The sequence below is a fragment of the Paenibacillus sp. FSL H8-0122 genome (assembly GCF_038005345.1).
GTDB lineage: Bacteria > Bacillota > Bacilli > Paenibacillales > Paenibacillaceae > Paenibacillus_AQ.
On record NZ_JBBOTB010000001.1, the window covers coordinates 21,228 to 38,981 of the forward strand.

22 protein-coding genes are annotated in these 17,754 nt (G+C 52.7%); 21 read left to right on the top strand and 1 reads right to left on the bottom strand.

Translation table 11 applies throughout. The features are described 5' to 3' along the window. Positions 1–82: 82 nt before the first annotated feature. From NSS64_RS00185 to ppc, 19 genes are all read left to right on the top strand, one after another. Positions 83–2,065 carry a hypothetical protein gene (locus NSS64_RS00185; RefSeq protein ID WP_341138824.1) on the top strand — a complete coding sequence of 661 codons (1,983 nt, stop codon included), beginning with the start codon at positions 83–85 and terminating at the stop codon, positions 2,063–2,065. A 1-nt stretch (position 2,066) separates the two neighbouring features. Then, positions 2,067–2,813 (top strand): LysM peptidoglycan-binding domain-containing protein, encoded by a 747-nt coding sequence (locus NSS64_RS00190; RefSeq protein ID WP_341138825.1) that lies wholly within the window; start codon positions 2,067–2,069, stop codon positions 2,811–2,813. Positions 2,814–2,825: 12 nt separating this feature from the next. Continuing rightward, positions 2,826–3,788 (top strand): XkdQ/YqbQ family protein, encoded by a 963-nt coding sequence (locus NSS64_RS00195; RefSeq protein ID WP_341138826.1) that lies wholly within the window; start codon positions 2,826–2,828, stop codon positions 3,786–3,788. A 5-nt stretch (positions 3,789–3,793) separates the two neighbouring features. Continuing rightward, complete coding sequence (locus tag NSS64_RS00200; protein ID WP_341138827.1) at positions 3,794–4,087, top strand: DUF2577 domain-containing protein; 294 nt, start codon at positions 3,794–3,796, stop codon at positions 4,085–4,087. Further along, the gene (locus NSS64_RS00205; RefSeq protein WP_341138828.1) at positions 4,084–4,512 is read left to right on the top strand and encodes a DUF2634 domain-containing protein; all 429 of its coding nucleotides are present in this window, start codon (positions 4,084–4,086) and stop codon (positions 4,510–4,512) included. Before NSS64_RS00200 ends, NSS64_RS00205 begins: the two co-directional genes overlap by 4 nt. After that, entirely contained in the window at positions 4,505–5,563 is a 1,059-nt protein-coding gene (locus NSS64_RS00210) for a baseplate J/gp47 family protein (RefSeq protein WP_341138829.1), read from the top strand. The genes NSS64_RS00205 and NSS64_RS00210 overlap by 8 nt, the downstream gene beginning before the upstream one ends. 2 nt (positions 5,564–5,565) lie before the next feature. Further along, on the top strand, positions 5,566–5,979 hold the full coding sequence (locus tag NSS64_RS00215) for a phosphoglucomutase (RefSeq protein WP_340994602.1): 414 nt from the start codon (positions 5,566–5,568) through the stop codon (positions 5,977–5,979). 1 nt (position 5,980) lies between these two features. Further along, positions 5,981–7,003, top strand: a complete 1,023-nt coding sequence (locus tag NSS64_RS00220) for a DUF2793 domain-containing protein (protein WP_341138830.1) — start codon at positions 5,981–5,983, stop codon at positions 7,001–7,003. Between the two features lie 12 nt (positions 7,004–7,015). After that, complete coding sequence (locus NSS64_RS00225) at positions 7,016–7,351, top strand: hyaluronate lyase N-terminal domain-containing protein (RefSeq protein WP_341138831.1); 336 nt, start codon at positions 7,016–7,018, stop codon at positions 7,349–7,351. Between the two features lie 2 nt (positions 7,352–7,353). Beyond that, a complete protein-coding gene (locus tag NSS64_RS00230; RefSeq protein WP_341138832.1) occupies positions 7,354–7,965 on the top strand; it encodes a putative phage tail protein in 612 nt (203 codons plus the stop codon). Positions 7,966–7,976: 11 nt separating this feature from the next. Further along, the gene (locus tag NSS64_RS00235; protein ID WP_341138833.1) at positions 7,977–9,413 is read left to right on the top strand and encodes a hypothetical protein; all 1,437 of its coding nucleotides are present in this window, start codon (positions 7,977–7,979) and stop codon (positions 9,411–9,413) included. Between the two features lie 14 nt (positions 9,414–9,427). After that, positions 9,428–9,901: an XkdW family protein gene (locus NSS64_RS00240; protein ID WP_076081812.1), complete on the top strand. Its 474-nt coding sequence runs from the start codon at positions 9,428–9,430 to the stop codon at positions 9,899–9,901. Positions 9,902–9,957: 56 nt separating this feature from the next. Then, the gene (locus NSS64_RS00245) at positions 9,958–10,089 is read left to right on the top strand and encodes a hypothetical protein (RefSeq protein ID WP_341138834.1); all 132 of its coding nucleotides are present in this window, start codon (positions 9,958–9,960) and stop codon (positions 10,087–10,089) included. Between the two features lie 170 nt (positions 10,090–10,259). Next, complete coding sequence (locus NSS64_RS00250) at positions 10,260–10,571, top strand: hypothetical protein (RefSeq protein WP_076081811.1); 312 nt, start codon at positions 10,260–10,262, stop codon at positions 10,569–10,571. A 1-nt stretch (position 10,572) separates the two neighbouring features. Beyond that, positions 10,573–10,770, top strand: coding sequence for a hypothetical protein (locus NSS64_RS00255; protein WP_076081810.1), 198 nt, complete (start codon positions 10,573–10,575; stop codon positions 10,768–10,770). Beyond that, positions 10,757–11,149 (top strand): hypothetical protein, encoded by a 393-nt coding sequence (locus tag NSS64_RS00260; protein WP_340937788.1) that lies wholly within the window; start codon positions 10,757–10,759, stop codon positions 11,147–11,149. The genes NSS64_RS00255 and NSS64_RS00260 overlap by 14 nt, the downstream gene beginning before the upstream one ends. Beyond that, a complete protein-coding gene (locus NSS64_RS00265; protein ID WP_341138835.1) occupies positions 11,121–11,831 on the top strand; it encodes a M15 family metallopeptidase in 711 nt (236 codons plus the stop codon). The genes NSS64_RS00260 and NSS64_RS00265 overlap by 29 nt, the downstream gene beginning before the upstream one ends. Beyond that, positions 11,831–12,109, top strand: a complete 279-nt coding sequence (locus NSS64_RS00270) for a holin (RefSeq protein WP_340757619.1) — start codon at positions 11,831–11,833, stop codon at positions 12,107–12,109. Before NSS64_RS00265 ends, NSS64_RS00270 begins: the two co-directional genes overlap by 1 nt. A gap of 299 nt (positions 12,110–12,408) precedes the next feature. Then, positions 12,409–15,201, top strand: coding sequence for a phosphoenolpyruvate carboxylase (gene ppc / locus NSS64_RS00275; protein ID WP_340937791.1), 2,793 nt, complete (start codon positions 12,409–12,411; stop codon positions 15,199–15,201). Between the two features lie 282 nt (positions 15,202–15,483). Here the strand turns inward: ppc and NSS64_RS00280 are convergent, their stop codons facing one another. After that, positions 15,484–15,789 (bottom strand): hypothetical protein, encoded by a 306-nt coding sequence (locus tag NSS64_RS00280; RefSeq protein WP_341138836.1) that lies wholly within the window; start codon positions 15,787–15,789, stop codon positions 15,484–15,486. A gap of 662 nt (positions 15,790–16,451) precedes the next feature. Between NSS64_RS00280 and sigW the strand changes: the two genes are divergently transcribed. Then, complete coding sequence (sigW, locus tag NSS64_RS00285) at positions 16,452–17,018, top strand: RNA polymerase sigma factor SigW (RefSeq protein WP_036696241.1); 567 nt, start codon at positions 16,452–16,454, stop codon at positions 17,016–17,018. Between the two features lie 99 nt (positions 17,019–17,117). After that, positions 17,118–17,732 (top strand): anti-sigma factor family protein, encoded by a 615-nt coding sequence (locus NSS64_RS00290; RefSeq protein ID WP_036724508.1) that lies wholly within the window; start codon positions 17,118–17,120, stop codon positions 17,730–17,732. Positions 17,733–17,754: the final 22 nt, after the last annotated feature.

Here is a 17,754-nt window from a genome sequence, read left to right on the forward strand (position 1 = left end):
GCCATGATCTCCGTCCGCGTGGACAAGGAGAAGCGGGAGCGCGCGCGGAGCAAGGGGAAGAAGCGATGAAGGGGGTGAAAGAATGGAAATCGATAGCTCGAAAGCAGTCATTATCTCGCGCAGGTCGGTTACGATCTGGAAAGCCGTCCACAAACAAAGCCTGCGGATGAATAATAATCTCGACATGGTTAACCGGTCGGTAAAGGGTTTTCAGGCGGCTGTGAGACGTTCCAGTGAACAAATCATCCGCTCGGAGGATCGGATGATTCAATCCTTGCAACAGATTAATGATACGCTGTTGGAAGGATTTAAACGGCTGCCTGTCAAAGTGGATGTGTCCAGAACAATTGTGATGCAGCAAAGTCAAAGGGCTGCGCAATCCCAGCAGTTGGGGGTCCGGATGCTTAACGCCGCTCCTACTGTAGAGGAGCCTGAGAAAAAAAAGCCCGAGCCCAAAGAGGTGAAGTGGTGGGAGGGCCTCAAGGAAAAAGAAAAAAAGGAAGAGGAAGAGAAGAAACCTGAGGTGAAAAAAGAGGATGTTAAACCGCCAGTGGTGAAACCTGAGGTTCTTCCGAAACCGAAAATCAACTTGAAGAAGGACCCGGTACCGCCGCCGTTGCCGCCACCTCCACCTCCACCAGTCCCGCCTGCACCGGGCGGCGATTCCAAGATCATGAAATTCCTCAAAACGGCTGATGTGGTAACGCCTTTTAACACGATTAAGTCGTTCGGGGAGAAGGCCGTGAAGGAAGCAGCACAGCCGGGGGATATTGAGAAATGGAACGTGATGAACGAGAATATTGACAATGCGCTCGGACAGATTGGTGCTAAGGCAATGGGCGCTCTGCGGCCGGTAATGGATATGATTAACAACGCGTTAACTTCAGGACAGCTTGCACCGCTGATTGATGCGATGGCTAACGGGTTTCTTGTCATAGCGAATGTGATCTCAATGGTGGTTAATGGATTGTTATGGCTGGCTCAAGTGGTTCAGGATAACTGGTCTTTCATCAAGCCTATTCTTGAGGCGATAGCGATTGTTTTCCTGGCAGCTATGATTGTTCAGGTCTATATGCTCGCTGCAGCCTGGCTGGCTGCTAACTGGCCAATCTTAATCGTCATTGCGGTGATAGCAGTCTTATTGATGATTTTGCAGCATCTTGGCGTCTCGGCGGGCGAGGTGATTGGATTTATTGTGGGATCGTTCTACTACCTGGCTGCAGTTGTGCAGAATATAGCCATTGGTATCCAGAATTTTTTCACTTTGGCTGGCGATGTGTTAGTTTATATATTTAATTGGGCTGTCAATAAAGTACAGGGATTCTTTTATGGTCTTGCCGCTGGTGCGCTGGATGTTATGTATAGTATTGCTGTAGGCGCAGAAGGATTCGCCGGAGGATTCATGAAGGTAATGGCTAAGGCTATTCAGTGGGTGCTCGACAAGTTCAACTCACTGGTTGATATGCTGAGCAACATTCCATTCTTCGACACATTAGGGATCAGTAAGGTCAAACTAGATGTAGAGGAACCGGAGACCCCTCATGGTGCCAGTGATATTATTGGGAAATATCGTCAAGGCCTTGAAGCATATAAACCAGCAGACAAGGTAGTTTTGGAAATATCCAAGCTAACAGATTATAAGGATACAAAAGCGGCATATGGCAAGGGGAATGAAATAGGAAAGAATGCCATGAACAATTTCATGGATAAGGGACAACAAATGGCGGATAAAGCCAAGGAGTTAACTAACCCTAAGTCTCTTAAGAATATCCCGGGAGGTTCTACTAATGCTTTCGCCAACCAAAACGGCAGCCTGAACAACGTCAACAAGGTGGGCGAGGTAGGCAAGATCAATGAAAAGGTCGATATCTCCAGCGATGATCTGGATATGCTGCGGGAGCTGGCGGAGATTCAGTCGATTCAGAATTTTGTCGAGCTGACGCCAACGGTGCAGGTAACAACCGGGAATATTAATAATTCCGGTGATATTGACTCCATCATCACGAAGATCGGGCAGAAGCTGAAAGAGGAGTTCGTCTCTACGGCGCAGGGGGTGTACACGTAACATGGAGGAGTATGGATTCTATCTTAGCTTCAACAACTATGAAGAGGTGATCCGGCTTCCGGTGAACCCTGAGACCTTGGAGATCAAGGAGAACAGCGATGGCAAAAGCTATACCATAGTGGATTTCGGTGAAATCAATGCTATCGCTTATCCGAAGCTGACGGAGATTACGATTGAGAGTATGTTTCCGGCACAGTATTATCCGTTCGTGGTGTACTCCGGCGAGAATGCAGGCAAGCTGCTGAAGCCCTACGAATACGTGGAGCTGATCCGCAAATGGATGCTTAGCCGCAGGCCGGTCCGGTTTGTTTTCTCAGGGCTGAAATCGGCGAACGTGCAGAATACGCAGACCCCAGATTGGCTGAAGCAGGCCAGGGCGCAGGCACAGCAGACTTTTACCGGGGATATTGGCATTAATATGGCGGTCAGTATCGAGAATTTCTCCTGGAAGCTGAGTGCGGGATCCTCGGGGGATATCGATTATACACTTGGACTCAAAAAGTATGTGTTCTATCAGGCGTTAGCTGTCAAGGTGGGCAGTACCGGTGAAGTGAAGAAGCAGCAGAAAAGGGCAAGTGAGAAGGCAGCGCCTGCGACCTATACACTCAAAGCCGGGGATACGCTCTGGTCGGTGGCCCAAAAGCTGCTCGGTGACGGCAGTAAATCCAAAACGCTGCAAAAGCTTAACAATATCTCTGACAGCGAACTGAAGAAGCTCAAAGTCGGCAGAGTGATCAAGCTGTCTTAGGAGGCCGTGGCGATGGAATTAATCGTAATTAATAAGGAAGGCGCCATCTGGAATATTGCCGGGATCGTTACGGATATCACGTGGAAAACCACCCGGACCGGCAAGCCTGCGACGCTTGAGCTTACGCTGGTGGACAGCGGTATGTATCAGCATAAGAAGTTCGCGATCAGCAATGGGGATATTGTGCAGTTCCGCAGAGACGGGGTCGATGTATTCTACGGCTTCGTCTTCAGCATCGACACGGGTGCGAATCAGGAGATCAAGCTGACGGCGTACGATCAGATCCGCTATCTGCTGGGCAATGGCAGTTATGTGCTCCAGGACGTTACAGCCACTGAGGTCATCAGCACCATTGCCAAAGACCGCGGATTGCGGACTGGACTACTGGAACCGGCCGGGTACAAAATTCCCTCTCTGATCGAAGACGGCAAGAAGCTGCTGGATATTATTATGGGCGCTGTCGGCAGTGAGCTGCAGTATAAGGGCCAGCTAATGGCCTTTTATGATGATTTCGGCAAGCTGACGCTGCGCAGTCCGCAGTCCATGCTGCTGAAGGTGATTCTGGGGGCAGGCCATTACCTGTATGATTATTCGCTGAAAAGAAGCATCGACGATAATACGTACAATACGATTCTGCTCTACCAGGACAACGAAAAGACCGGCAAACGCGAGTTTTACCCGGTCACAGATAAAGAAAATGTAAAGCGCTGGGGTATCCTGCATCTCTACCAGAAGGCAGATGATAAGGCGAATGCTGCGCAGATTCAGGAAAAGGCAGGCAATCTGCTCAAGCAGCATAACCGCGAGAAAGTCAGCCTCTCGGTACAGGCTATTGGCGATATACGGGTGAGGGCGGGGAACTTCATCTATGTGCTGCTGGATGAATTCCAGACGCAGCTGTTCCTGGTAGATCAATGCAGCCATAAAATTTCCGGAGGGGAGCATACGATGTCCCTAGACATTAAGGTGGTGTAGACAACATGCTCGATATTATTAAACAGGCAAGCCTCGGGGCCGTATCCAATACGAATCCGGTGGCTTTGTCTTATGAGACGGTGGTTCTGGCACAGCCGCTGCAGATTCAGGTGGAGCAGCGGCTGCTGCTGACAGGAGCCGCACTGGTTGTGGTTGAATCCGTGATGGAGAGCAAGGCTGTGATCGAAGGCCGGGAGATCCTGCTACGGCGTGGACTTGAAGCGGGAGACCGCGTGCTGCTCGTGCGGATGCAAGGCGGACAGAGCTATATTGTCCTCGATCGGCTGGTGGATTTATGATTCCGGCAATAGGCAGATCCGGTCCGGTGACGGGAGCGCTGGAAGGGAATGTGACCGCTGCGGGGAATGCTCCGAGCCTGACGTACCGGATGGACTGGGAGCGGGGGCGGATCGGCGGGCGGGTAGACGGGCTCGAAGCGGTGAAGCAGGCAGCAATCAAGGTGCTGCAAACCAGCCGTTATGAGCACCTGATCTATAGCGCGGACTACGGAACGGAGTGGAAGCTGGTGCTGGGTCAGGACAGGCTGCTGGCCCGGCCGGAGCTGCGCCGGCTGATCGGCGATGCGCTGCTCCAGGATGAGCGGATTCAGGCGCTTGAGGATGTGGAGATTCTTTTTGACGGAGATACGGTTAGCTTCAGCTGTACGGCTGTCACAGTATACGGTGATTTGGAGCTTAGAAAGGAGGGGATGGCCAGTGTATGAGGATCAGACGTACGAGGCTCTGCTGGAACGTATGCTGGATCGTGTGCCAGAGGGGCTGGATAAGCGCGAGGGAAGTATTATCTATGATGCGCTTGCGCCGGCAGCCGCCGAAATGGCCCAGATGTATCTGGAGCTTGAGGTCAGCAATAATCTGTTCTTCCCGGATGCGGCGGACGGCGAATATCTGGAACGAACCATTGCCTGGACAGGACTGAAGCGTCAGCCCGCAGGCAAAGCGCAGCTTGGCGCGAGGTTCTATACCGGCGGCGAACAGCCTCTGGACATTCCGCTGGGCAGCCGTTTCTCCCTGGGACTGCTCCATTATAGTGCTGCGGAGAAGCTTGCTCCCGGGACGTACCGCCTGGAGAGCGAGACTGCCGGGGCTGAGGGGAATCAGTATTCAGGCGTGCTGTTGCCGATTGATTATATCCCTGGACTTGCGCGGGGGGAGGTTACGGGCCTGCTGGTTCCCGGCACGGATGCGGAGACGGATGAAGCGCTGCGGCAGCGGTACTTCGATTCGGCCCGGCGGCCTGCAACGAGCGGCAATAAATATCATTACATGGAGTGGGCACAGCAGATCCAGGGCGTAGGGGGAGCGCGGGTCTTCCCGCTGTGGGCCGGACCGAAGACGGTCAAGGTGGTCATTGTGAACGCGGAGCATCAGCCCGCCTCCCCGCTGCTGGTCTCCCAGGTGCAGCAGTTTATTGATCCTGCGCCGGGCCTTGGCGAGGGCCAGGCTCCGGTGGGTGCGGTGGTGACGGTGGAATCGGCCACAGGCAAGGTGGTTGATGTCTCAGCTAAGGTTACGCTGGCAGCCGGCTATGCGTTGCAGCCGGTTATTCAAGCTTTTACGGCGCTCCTGGAGAAGTATCGTAAGGAGAAGGCTTTTGCCGCTACCTATATCAGTCAATCGGTCATTGGCGCATTGCTGCTGAATACGGAGGGCGTATTGGACTATAGCGGGCTGAAGCTGAACGGCGGAACGGCAAATATCCCGCTGCTGGAGACAGAAGTGCCGCTGTTCGGCAATGTCGTTCTGGAGGTGTAGGTATGGGATATCCGGAGCAGATCGATGTTTTTCAGGATAAGCTGAACAAAAAGGCAAATGGCGGCAGTCATGTTGTAGAGGAGAAGCTTCGGCTCACAGGTGGTGTATTCAGCGGACTGTTGGCCCACGACAATATTAACAATCAGACGCTGGCCGTGTACACAGGCTCACGCTTCAGCGGGACAGAGGTGCGGAATTATTCGGTCTCTTTCCCGGACGAGGCCCCTTGGCGGCGGCTCATTAACATCTATGCGGATGTGCCCGAAGTCTATGTGACTTACGAGACACCGGGAGACACTGTGGAAGCGGATGATGTGAACCAGTTACAGGGCGGGCTTACGGCTACGCAGCTTGAACTGGAGCGGTATAAACAGGCCGGTCTGATTGACGGCGGATCTTTTAGAAGAGAGGTGTAATATGGCACAGACTATTCAGGTCAAACGCGGTACCCGGGCCGAGCTGTCCACTTACGGGATGCTGAAGGCGGGTGAAATGGGCTTCTGCACAGATACGAAGGAGGTCTATATCGGAGACGGTAGCTCCAACTCCATGGTGGGCCGGGCCTTGTCCGGTCCCGAAGCTTCGCGTCCTGCGGCAGCCTCGGTGGGGCGTCTGTACCTTGTGAGCAGCGGGAGTAACAACGGGTATTTGTATTTCGATGACGGGACCGCCTGGCGGCGGGTTAACGCGCAGAAATTAACAGATGTGAGCGGAACGGTGGACGATATCGCTGACGGCTCCACGTATGCCAAGGTGCTCAAGGCGGATCTTACAGCAGGGCATCCCAATAAAGTGTCGGACGGCACGAATTCGAAGACCGCCGCAGAAATTGCAACGCATCTTAACGATGCCGCGAAGCATAGGGTGATCAACGATGGCGGTTCGACGATTACAGATCTGTGGTCCGCACAAAAAATCAAAAACGAAATCGAGCTGGCCAAGCATAATATTGAGCCGCAGGCTTCGGTGAAGGATCAGCATCTGACGGCTCCGCCAGGAAGTCCCGTGGAAGCAGACCGGTATATTATTCCTTCCGGTGCTACCGGCGTCTGGGCGGGGAAAACGAATCAGATTGCGGAATATGCCGCAGGTAGCTGGGCTTATTATGCTCCGGCTGTCGGCTGGACGGCCTATGTGGACGATGAGCAGAAAATCTACAGCTGGAACGGGAGCGGCTGGGTGCGGACGGGCGGCGCGCTACAGACGATCACGGCTGGGAATGGTCTTACCGGCGGCGGGCAGGCGGATAGTGTCACACTGACCGTCGGGGCAGGCAATGGGATCATTGTCGGCTCAACCAGTGTTGCGGCCAAGCCGGGTAAGGGAATCCTGGTCAACTCGACTGGCATCGAGGTCAACATCGACGGCTCAAGCATCGTCTACGATTCGGCCAATGGCAACCAGCTCACAGTAAGCATTATCGATGGCGGGACATTCTAGGAGGCGGTGACCATGGCACGGAAGACTTTGATTCAAATCCGCCGCGGCTTGGAGAGTGCGCTGGGTACGCTGGCCGCAGGCGAGCTGGGCTACTGCACAGATAGCGGCAAGCTGTTCATCGGCAGCGGCAGCAGCAATATGCTGCTGGCGGCAGGCCAAAGCACAGGCGATATGCTGAAAAGCATCTACGACACGAATAACAACGGCAAGGTCGATTATGCCCAGGCTGCGGATACAGTTCAGTGGTCAGGTGTGGACGGCAAGCCTACTGTATTCGCTCCGGCTGCACATACCCATGATTATCTGCCCAAGGGTCCGCTGACCTGGAACCAGCTGAAGGGGGTGTAGCTGTGGCTTATGGAGACAGTATATATGGCCTTGTGGCTTATTCGGCAGATGGAGTGACGGGGGAGGGACCGGAGGTTACCGTTCCTGATCTGATGAAGTACCTGCCCGATTATTATCAGGGCGTGCCTGAGATGGAGGCTGTGCAGGCCAGCGCAGGTAGAGCCTGCGGTGAAGTGGCTTACGCCATGGCCGACAGTGACGATCAGAAGACGCTGGAGTCGGCTACCTGGGGACTGTCCCGCTGGGAGCGGATGCTGGGGCTGGCCTCGGATACGAACAAGTCCTACGCCACCCGGCGGGAGATGATCAAGGCCAAGCTGCGGGGCAGTGGAACAACTACACCGGAGATGATCCGGCGGACGGCGTCTGCTTTTTCCGGGGGAGATGTGGAGGTCGTGGAGGTGCCCGGAGCGTATAGCTTCGAGGTGCGCTTCGTCGGCACGCTGGGCATTCCAGCCAATATGGCGGGTCTGATTCAGATCATGGAAGAGATTAAACCGGCCCATCTGGACTATAGCTTCGTGTACAGCTACACCTGGTGGGACTCCTTGAAGTCCCTCACCTGGAACGGTGCGCACGGCAAGACCTGGAACGAACTAAGAGTATATGAATAGGAGTGTGAGCGATGAAAACAACGGGTAATCTGGGGCTAAAAAAGCCCGATGGTACAGACATTGTAGATATCACCGACCTGAACGGCAATATGGATATTCTGGACACCGCCGTCAAGACCGCGCAGGATCACGCCGCGGATGCGGTCAAGCACATCACAGCCGCGGAGCGCACGGCATGGAACGCCAAGGCGTCAACGTCAGTTGCGACCACGACTGCTGCGGGGCTGATGGCTGGAGCGGACAAGTCGAAGCTGGATAGTGTGGCGCAGGGGGCTAATAATTATGTACATCCTTCCACGCATTCGCCATCGGTTATCGTACAGGACTCGTCCAACCGCTTCGTAACCGATGCAGAGAAGACGGCCTGGAATGGCAAGGCGAATATAGTGACTACGCCACAGCAGACTACGGCGGTTACTACCTACTTCGTCCGTGTGGATGGGAACGACAATAATACGGGACTTGCCAACACGGCAGCAGGGGCGTTCAAGACAATCAACAAGGCAATTAGTATGATTCCGCAGGTAGTCAATCACACGGTTACAATCAGTGTTGCAGCAGGGACTTATGCAGAAGATGTGATTATATCCGGGACTAATGGTGCGGGTTATGTTTCGATTAATGGCACTTCGGCGTCTATTCGATCATTCACCGCCGCGAGATGTAACCGTATTGTAGTTTCTGGTTTTACAGCAACCTCCACCACTCAGTCAGCATTTTATGCATATGATGGTGGGAAGTGCGATTTTACTAGCTGTATAGTAATTGCTTCTAACCCTAACACAGGAATTAGCTTTTTTAATCAACGTGGATTAGTCGAGGGGTGTACAATATCTAATCGCAGTGTCGCAATTCATGTTGAGAAGGGGCAAGTAACCGTTACAAATTGCTCAGGAACCGGAAACGCTACGGCTATTCTTACAAGTGCCGGGGCGATAGTTAATACTGATGGAACTATACCAAGTGGAGCTATAACCGGAGGAAATGGCGGTGTTCTTAACCCATGGGGAGATAATACTAAAACATCTAGGCCAATTGGGGAAATGCACCACGAAAATGTTTCTACTTCTCAAGTTGTCCCTGCCATGACGTGGACAAAAATTTTATTTACAGCGAACATTAATAATAACAAGTCCATTACCGACATACCCAATTCCAGATTCCTTATTCCGGAACCGGGATTTTATAGTATTGAGGCCCGTGTGGGAGCCGTCGCCGGAGCGAATAGTTTGACCCGTGAGATACTGGCTGTTCACGTTGACGGGGTTCAGAACAGTTGGATTGCAGAGCAATTTCATGGAGGCAAGGGAGATATTCAGATTTCTGGAAGTGGACTATATGATTTGTATGCAGGTCAAATTATAGAGCTATTTATCTATTCGGATGTTTCATGCTCCATTTATACAGCAGATAAAACCACACATTTTGCTATTGTAAGATTAGCCTAAAAGGAGGCCTGAAAATGAACCTATCACAAGCAATCAAACAAATACATCCCAACGCCAACCCCATGCACGACTTCATCGTCCAAGACAACGGCCCAGAACCCGTCCTGCGACCCGGAGCAGAAGCCAAGGGCCAGGTACGCTACGAGATCAAGCCGCCAGAAATCGGAGAACAGCCTGTAGAAGGTATCCACTATCGCTACGGCATCGACTATAACCTGCTGACCGAAGGCGAGGATTATGATCTGGTGGAGCGGGGGCCGTATATTGCGGTCTGGAAGCTGGATGCGCCGCAGCCGACGGAGGCGGAGTTGCAGGCCGCTTGGGAAGCGTATCGGGAGGCTGAGGCCAACAAGCCGCCGGTACTGACAGAACTGGAGCAGTTGCAGCAAGAGAATCTGTGGCTAAAGGCGCAGAATAACGCGCTCAGCGAACGGGCGGATTTCATTGAGGATCTCATTGCGGAGATGGCCACGCAAGTCTACACGTAATCGTTCAGCGGGTCTAACCTGCGCATTACCTCTATTATAGAAAGGTGGTGAGAGCAATGGCATTATTTTTCGCACAACGCGTTACGCTGGGGAAGACGAAGTATAGCGAGGTCCCCTCTACGCTGAAGCCTGCGGTCAAGCAGATTCTGTTGGAGAACGGACTTACGTTCCTTGTAACTGAAGAGTAGATTGCCAGAGGCGCCGCTGAGGGCGTTTTTATTTTGCCCTCGGACCCGTCCGGGGGCTAAGTCCAAATGTTCACCGCAGTGACGATGAAGCTTCAAGTTTAAATCTTAAGTGCGTCTTATATAACTACTTTAATAACTATTTTAATAACCACACAGAAGGGAGTGAAGCAATGGACAGCAACGATGTAGCGAATCTGGAGAAGCTGCTGCCGCTTGCGGATAAGTATGGACTGGCTTATATCATCGCTCTGATTCTGCTCATGATTATGCTTGTGCTTTTGCGGTCAATTGTGAAGGGGAATCTGGTGCCGCGTGAACTGCTGGAGCGTGCTGAGGAGGACCGGGACAGGCTGCAGAATATCCTCGACAAAGAGCGGTCAGACTTCATGGCACCCACGCTTGAAGTCTTGCAGCGCTTGAAAATAGACCATTCCGCAAACAGCCACACCAGTAGTACTAATGAAGAAGACAGGGGGGGATAACGTGCTGAGTGCGTGGATCAAGCGTCTATCGCCCCTGCACCGGGACAGAGAGCGGAGACTGGCACTGGCAGGACATAAGGTATCGCTCTCGATCCGCAGGTACAAGAATGTCTCTCAGGACATTCAGGATGAAATCAGGAACAACGGGTTCGCCCAGTTCCTAATCTATGATCGGGGGGCAGAAGATGAGCAGCATTGATATTGTGTTGTTACTGGCCTATTCTATATCTTTTATCTGTGCGCTGCTGCTGATGGCTGCGCTTTTTTTGTATTTCCGCCGGAGATTCCGGGTGCGCGTGGTCAGTCTGTTTATGCTGGCGGCGTTCTTTTTCCTCGGGGCGTATACGGTAAAAATGGCGGTGGCCTTCTGGATCAGATTCAGCTCCGCTCCCGCCCCGGAAGCTATACGAAGCTCGCTGCAATCGGATGCCTGGGCAATTGCCCAGACGGGAACGACCCTAGGGCTAGTCATTCTAACCCTCTTGATGTACACCAGACGCCAGGATCTGTTCGTGGTCCTCTCTGAAATCAGGAAAGGGGAGGAATCGCATGCTGACGCTAACTCAACTCCTGAGTAAATCTGCTGCCCGGTTAAAAGGACTTCATCCCGCCGTCCTTGCCGCAGCGACTGCACTGATTGAACGCAGTTATGCTGGCGGGGTTCCCATCCTGATCACCCAAGGCCTGCGGACGATTGCCGAACAGGATGCGCTTTTTGCCCAGGGGCGAACCCGGCCGGGAGCAATCGTGACCAATGCGCGCGGCGGGTACAGTTATCACAATTATGGGCTGGCGGTGGATTTTTCGCTGCTGCTTCCGGATGGCTCCAGCGTCTCTTGGGATATGAACAGGGACGGGAATCGGAATGGGACCCGGGATTGGCTGGAGGTCGTGCAACACGCTAAGGCCATCGGGTTCGAATGGGGCGGCGACTGGACTAGCTTCAAGGATTATCCGCATCTGCAGATGAGCTTCGGATTAAGTCTGGCGGATCTGCGAACCGGCAAAAAGCCTGCGGCTGCGGCCGTGGAGGCGGTGGTTGAACGGATCAAGCCCAAGGAGGAACCAGTGATGAAGACTCAGATGAAAGTTGCAGTACAGGTGAATGGCAGGAAGATTGCGGACGGGTGGCTGGAGAATGGGGTTACCTATGTTCCTGCACGTAAAATTGCGGAGGCGCTGGGCGCTCAGATTGCCTACCATCCGGCTGCCAACACCGTTGAAATCACCACCATCCCGCAGAAAGGAGCAATCTCATGATGAACCGCGAACTGCTGGACCATGTATTGGCTTTTGCCTCCATCCTGGCCGTATTTATTCTTGCCTTGGTGCAGCTGATCAAAAATAATACCCATTTGCCGCGTAACAGCATCCCTTTTATCGGACTGGGCATCGGGCTGCTGGTTGGAGCGGCGGCGTATCCTTTTACAGAGCTGGAGTTGACCTTGCGTCTATGGGCAGGCGGATTGGCCGGGTTATCGGCTACCGGATTATTCGAATTGGCATTCAACAACCGCTCAGGGCACACGATGAAATAAAAGTTAACCTGTGATGAACGGCCGGCTCTGCGGAGCTGGCTGTTTTTGTCGTTATACGTCACATAACTTCACATGAACACTGCAAACAGCACATATCAAAGAGAGAATATACCAGAAAGAAATACATAATTTTTTGGGACTGCATAAATGGCCGGTTTGGTGTATAATCGAAATCACTGCACTGCTTTACCGCGCAATAAAGTTGAAGATTTCCGGGCGTTTTTATTGTATGATATGAGGAAGCTTTTCAAATAGACAATGTTAAGAGCATTGATCCGGAAGAGGATGGGGGGAGCAGCATGACCGAACTTACGACTACCGTTAGCAAAAGCAACTCCAACAATCTGCTGCGGCGAGACGTACGGTTCCTGGGGAACATACTGGGCGAAGTCTTGGTACACCAAGGCGGTAACGAACTGCTGGATATTGTGGAGAAAATCCGGGAGACCAGCAAATCGCTGCGCTCATTGTTTTTGCCTGAACTGCACAACGAATTTAAAGAGCTGATTAGCTCACTGGACCCGGAGAATCGCCATCAGGTGATCCGTGCCTTCGCAATTTATTTCCAGCTGGTGAATATCGCCGAGCAGAACCACCGGATTCGCCGCAAACGCGACTATGAACGTTCTGCCGGGGAGACGGTACAGCCGGGGTCGATTGAGAGCGCGGTTCAGGAGCTTCGCGAACGGGATTTCTCCCACGAAGAGGTTCTTGAGATCATGAGCGGCATGTCGCTCGAGCTGGTTATGACCGCTCACCCTACTGAAGCTATGCGCCGTGCGATTCTCGATATCCACAAACGGATCTCCGACGACGTCATGGGCTTGGATAATCCGACGTTAACCTTCCGCGAACGCGAACAGCTCCGGGAGAAGCTGCTGAATGAGGTTATTACCTTGTGGCAGACCGATGAACTGCGTGACCGCAAGCCTACGGTGCTGGATGAAGTACGTAACGGGATGTATTACTTCCATGAGACGATTTTTGAAGTACTGCCGGATGTATATCAGGAGCTTGAGCGCTGTCTGAGCAAGTATTATCCGGGCCAGAACTGGCATGTGCCGACCTATCTGCGTTTCGGTTCATGGATCGGGGGAGACCGCGACGGCAACCCTTCCGTGAAGGCGAAGGTAACCTTGCAGACCCTACGTCTGCAGCGCAAGCTGGCTATTCGTGAATACCAGCGTATTATGCGCGAGCTGATGCAGTACCTTAGCTTTAGTACAAGCATTGTGAATGTGACGCCGGAGCTGCTGGAATCCATTGAAGCCGACCGGAATATTATCAATCTTAACCGGGTCGATGCCTGGCGTAATGATAACGAGCCTTACCGGATTAAGCTTAGCTATATGATCTCCAAGACCCAGAATGTGCTGGACGATGAGAAAAAAGGAACACCAGAGCGCTACTCATCCCCGGCGCAATTCATCGACGACCTGAACGTGATTGACCGCAGCCTGCGGCATCACTACGCCGATTATGTAGCAGATACCTACATTAAGAAGCTGATTCGTCAGGTGGAGCTGTTCGGCTTCCACACCTCTACGCTGGATGTCCGCCAGCACAGCCAGGAGCATGAGAATGCAATGACAGAGGTTCTGGCCAAGATGAATGTTACACCGGATTACTCCAAGCTGTCGGAGCAAGAGAAGATTGTGCTGCTGGAGAAGCTGCTGAATGATCCGCGTCCGCTGACTTCCCCTTACCAGTCTTATAGTGAAGGGACAGAGGAGTGCCTGGCGGTATACCGTGCGATCTATGAGGCGCAGGAGGAATACGGAAAGCAGTGTATTACAAGCTATCTGATCAGTATGGCAGAGGCGGCAAGCGATATTCTGGAGGTTATGGTCTTCTCCAAGGAAGTCGGCTTGTTCCGCAAAGACAACGACGGTACGGTAGTCTGTACTCTGCAGGCTGTGCCGCTGTTCGAGACGATTGACGACCTGCATGATGCGCCGCAGATTATGCGTACGCTGCTGAACATGCCGATCTACCGCGATGCGGTCCGTGCGATGAATGATCTGCAGGAGATCATGCTGGGATATTCCGACAGTAATAAAGACGGCGGCGTGGTTACAGCGAACTGGGAGCTGCGTGTGGCCCTGAAGCAGATCACAGCGACTGCCGATGAGTTCGGCATTAAGCTGAAGTTCTTCCATGGACGGGGCGGTGCCCTCGGACGCGGCGGTATGCCGCTCAACCGGAGTATTCTGGCCCAGCCGGCTTCCACCATCGGCGGCGGGATTAAGATTACCGAGCAGGGCGAGGTTATCTCCTCCCGGTATTCGATGAAAGGCATTGCTTACCGCAGTCTGGAGCAGGCGACATCTGCCCTAATTACGGCCGCTATTCATGCCAGATCACCGCAAGCGGATCTGTACGAAGCCAAGTGGGATGAGATTATTGCCCGTATCTCTGAAGTCTCGCTGAACAAATATCAGGATCTGATCTTCCGTGATCCGGATTTCCTGACGTACTTCAAAGAATCAACCCCGCTGCCGGAGGTAGGGGAGCTGAATATTGGCTCACGCCCTTCGAAGCGGAAGAATAGCGAGCGCTTCGAGGACCTGCGTGCGATTCCTTGGGTATTCGCTTGGACGCAGAGCCGTTATCTGCTTCCAGCATGGTATGCCGCCGGAACCGGTCTGCAGAGCTTCTATGAGGGCAAGGAAGAGAATATGAAGATCATGCAGCATATGTATGCGAACTTCTCATTCTTCACGACCCTGATCGATACGCTGCAGATGGCTATTGCGAAGGCGGATCTTGTCATCGCCAAGGAATACGCCGGGATGGGCAAGAACGAGGAAGCACGTGCGCGAATCTTCGGCCAGATCGAGGCTGAGTTCAAGCTGACCTCCGAGCTGATTCTCCAGATCACCGGCCAGCAGGACATTCTGGATAATGTTCCTGTCATTCAGGAATCGATCCGTCTGCGTAATCCGTACGTTGATCCGCTCAGCTACCTGCAGGTTCAGCTCCTCTCAGAGCTTCGCGCCCTGCGTGAGGCTGAGGGGGATGACGCTGAGCTGTTGCGTGAGGTACTTCTCACGATCAATGGTATTGCCGCCGGTCTTCGGAATACCGGCTGATGATTTGCGTTGATCACCGTAGCTGCACTTTACTCTACCGATCTTGTTCTTCAAAGTCGGCGAAGCCGCTTTAGGGTTTTGGGTCTAAAAGTCGGCGAAGCCGCTTTAAGGTTTTGATTTTCCGGTCTTAGGTCTTGATCTCTCGGTCTTGAATCTTTGAAGCCGGCCCTAAGGCGCTTCAGAAGTTCCCGCCCACCTCCTAGCCGGAGGTGGGCTTTTTTTATAGGAAATTGGCAGTCAGGAAGGCGCACGGGCCCATTGTATGCGGAAAAACCGAACACATTAGAAGGTCGTGAAGGCGCATGGGCCAAATACAGTGGGTCCGCATACCGCCACCTGGCGCAATGTAATCGGTTTTTCTACTACATTTGGACCGCACAGCACCATCCGGCGCAATGTAGTCGGTTTTTCGATTACATTGGGTCCGCACAGCACCATCCGGCGCAATGTAGTCGGTTTTTCGATTACATTGGGTCCGCACAGCACCATCCGGCGCAATGTAGTCGGTTTTTCGATTACATTGGGTCCGCACAGTACCGTCCGGCGCAATGTAGTCGGTTTTTCGATTACATTTGGACCGCACAGCACTCGTCCGGCGCAATGTATGCCAAAAACCGAATACATTGGGTGGTCATGAGGGTTATCGGCAAAATGTATGCGAAAAAATGTATGCGAAAACCGAATAGAAATAGAATGAGGATGAAACAGGTGGATGCAAACAAGTGAGGTGCCGCCCTAAGAGTGGCATACGGCACGGGCATGCTTCATCTGCTAGGAGGTTTTTGCCGTTCCAGGGAGGCCGGGAGTCGCAGACCCGGCCGAGCCCATGCCCCACCCTATTGTTGCCTGAGATATACTTGGGCAACAAGAAAAGCGGTAGCAGTAGTAGGGGGGAACCAGGCTGATGGAGGGGGCGGAGCGGAAATTTGGAACTGCAGGAGCGATAGCGTTCGCCTTTATTGGCAGATTTCAACCGCGGCCTGCGGTTCTAATCAGGAAATCTGCCAATAACAGCGACCGGAAGTCCAAATGTTCTGCGCAGCCCGCGACTAATCAGCCGCCAGGGGGCGAGGGGGTTCCTTCAGCGATCAGCCGCCAGCGTCCCGCAGCAAGCTTTTCCAGCACATTATATGGAAGGTAACAATACAAACCTTGATTTTTGCAAGCACATGATTTACGATTTAAATGCTTGTACCGTGGTCTTCGAAGAGCTGAAAGTCCAAGGGCGGCAAGTCTGGGGGAGTTAACAGGTGGAGAATCTGGAAGGCAGACTGACAAAGCTCGCCCTGAAGGGTGACCAAAGGGCATTTGCCGAGCTTGTGGAACTATATAAAGACAAAATTTATCATTTGGCTTACCGTATGCTGAATAACCGCCATGAGGCGGAGGATGTTGTTCAGGAGACTTTTTTGCGCGTCTACAGAAATTTGGACAGGTATGATGATAAGCAGAAGTTCTCGACATGGATCTACCGGATTGGCACGAACCTCTGCATTGACCGGCTGCGCAAGCGTCGCCCGACCTATTCCCTGGATGCCGAGATGAACGACCAGGAGGGGATTGACGGGTATTCGATGATTCCGAGCGATAATGTGACCCCGGAGACGGAACTGCTGCTCTCGGAGACACAGAGACTCATCTATGAAGCCATCGACAGCCTGCCCGTGAAGTACAGGTCGGTTATGATTCTGCGCTATCTGCAGGATTTGTCGCTTCAGGAGATCGGCGATGTGCTGGATATGCCTGTAACGACGATCAAGACCCGGGTGCATCGTGGCCGTGAGTTTTTACGTAAGAAGTTAGGACCCAAATTGTAAAAATAGATTATTTTTTATGAAACTCCTGCATTGCAGGGACGTATGTAAGTTAAGCAAGTCTTATGCACTAAATTAGCACGTATGAAAGGATTGGCTCCTATGGAATGCAAACTGGCCGTCTCTATGATGCACGACTACCTGGATGACGACTTGCCCGACCTGCAGCAGAGGGAATTGAAGGAGCATCTTTTATCCTGTACGGAGTGCCGTGCGAGGTTCAAAGAACTGGAACAGACCGATATGCTGATGTTTTCCCTGATGCACCAGACACCTGTGGCCTCGGAGGATTTGGTTGGCCGGATTATGGATTCATTACCGAAACCCAAGAAGGAAAGAGCCTTCATCACCTGGATCAAGCGACATCCGGCCCTGACGGCGGCGTCGATGTTCATTCTTGTGATGCTGATGAGCTCCGTAACCTTTTGGAATCAGGATCGGCAGCTTGTGGTTAGAGGGGCAGACCTCGACCAGGTTGTGATCAAGGGGAATACGGTGATTGTACCCTCCGGCAAAATTATCTCCGGCGATCTGACGGTGGAGAACGGTAAGACTCAAGTCTACGGGGAAGTCAACGGGAACGTAACGGTAATCGACGGTTCGCTGTATCAGGCTTCAACCGCCCATATCTCCGGGCAAGTCAAAAGTATAGACCAAGCCGTAAGCTGGATCTGGTATAAAGTGACGAACATGTTCTCTGAAGTTGCCTACCGATAGCTAAATGTTGGTCGCTTGTAGC